This is a genomic window from Nitratireductor sp. XY-223, from assembly GCF_004959855.1.
GTDB lineage: Bacteria > Pseudomonadota > Alphaproteobacteria > Rhizobiales > Rhizobiaceae > Hoeflea_A.
This window is the reverse complement of the sequence record NZ_SPNT01000057.1, coordinates 1-1109: the sequence shown is the minus strand read 5'-3', so window position 1 is coordinate 1109 and position 1109 is coordinate 1. Positions and strand designations below refer to the sequence as shown.

Sequence of the window (1109 nt, the reverse complement as noted above, 5' to 3'; positions counted from 1 at the left end):
CTGTGAACATGTTGCGGCGAAGATTATGTTGCGCTCCCGGGATTGGTCCTTGTCCTGCGGGCGATCACTGGGGTCTACGCAACATAACGTCAGCGCATGGCGGGAGATTTCGTGATGCCCTGCGACGCTTCCGAACTGTCGCGCCGCCTCGCCCGCGATGCCGAGGCGGTCTGTCGACACTACCTGTCGAACGGGCGGCGTCAGGGCCGATACTGGACGGTAGGTGACGTTCGCAATGCCCCCGGCCGGTCGATGTTCGTCCGGCTCAGCGGAGCGGACTCCGGCCCCGGCGCCGCCGGTCGTTGGACCGATGCCGCCTCGGCCGAGTTTGGCGACTTGCTCGACGTGATCCGCGAGAGCTGCGGGTTCACCGAGTTCCGCGATGTTGCCGAGGAAGCGCGGCGCTTCTTGAGCTTGCCACGCCCGGAGCCGCGCCAAAGCCCAAAATCCGTTCGCGCACCGGTGCCCGCCGGGTCGCCGGAGGCGGCGCGGCGGCTGATCGCCATGGCGCAGCCGGTCCGGCGAACGCTCGTCGAGACCTATCTGGGCAATCGCGGCATCGAGGCGATCCATGACGCCGATGCCCTGCGGTATCACCCGCGCTGCTACTATCGCCCGCACGACGGCTCGCCGACCGAGGCGCGCCCGGCTATGATCGCCGCCGTCACCGATCTTTCCGGTGCCATCACCGGTGCGCACCGCACCTGGCTTGCGCCGGACGGCTTGGCCAAGGCAGTGGTGGATACGCCGCGACGGGCCATGGGGGGTCTCTTCGGCCATGCCGTTCGCTTTGGCGCGGCTGAGGACGTCCTCGCTGCCGGCGAAGGCATCGAGACAATGCTGTCGTTGCGCCTTGCGCTGCCTGCTATGCCGATGGCCGCCGCTCTATCGGCCAATCACCTTGCCGCGCTCGAACTGCCGCCGACCCTGCGCAGGCTCTATGTCGCCCGCGATGCCGATGCCGCGGGAGACATGGCGCTCGCGGCATTGACCGAACGCGCGACGGCAGCGGGCATCGAGATGCTGACCCTGTCTCCGAGGCGGGGCGACTTCAACGACGACCTGCAGGCCTTCGGCCCCGGGGCGCTGCGGGCGGCATTGCGCCCCCA

1 protein-coding gene is annotated in these 1109 nt (G+C 68.8%); it reads left to right on the top strand.

What is annotated here, in order from left to right:
• Window positions 1-114 precede the first annotated feature (114 nt).
• Window positions 115-1109, top strand: a 995-nt coding sequence (locus E4M07_RS28970; RefSeq protein ID WP_136661895.1) for a toprim domain-containing protein, incomplete at its 3' end; no start/stop codon positions are given.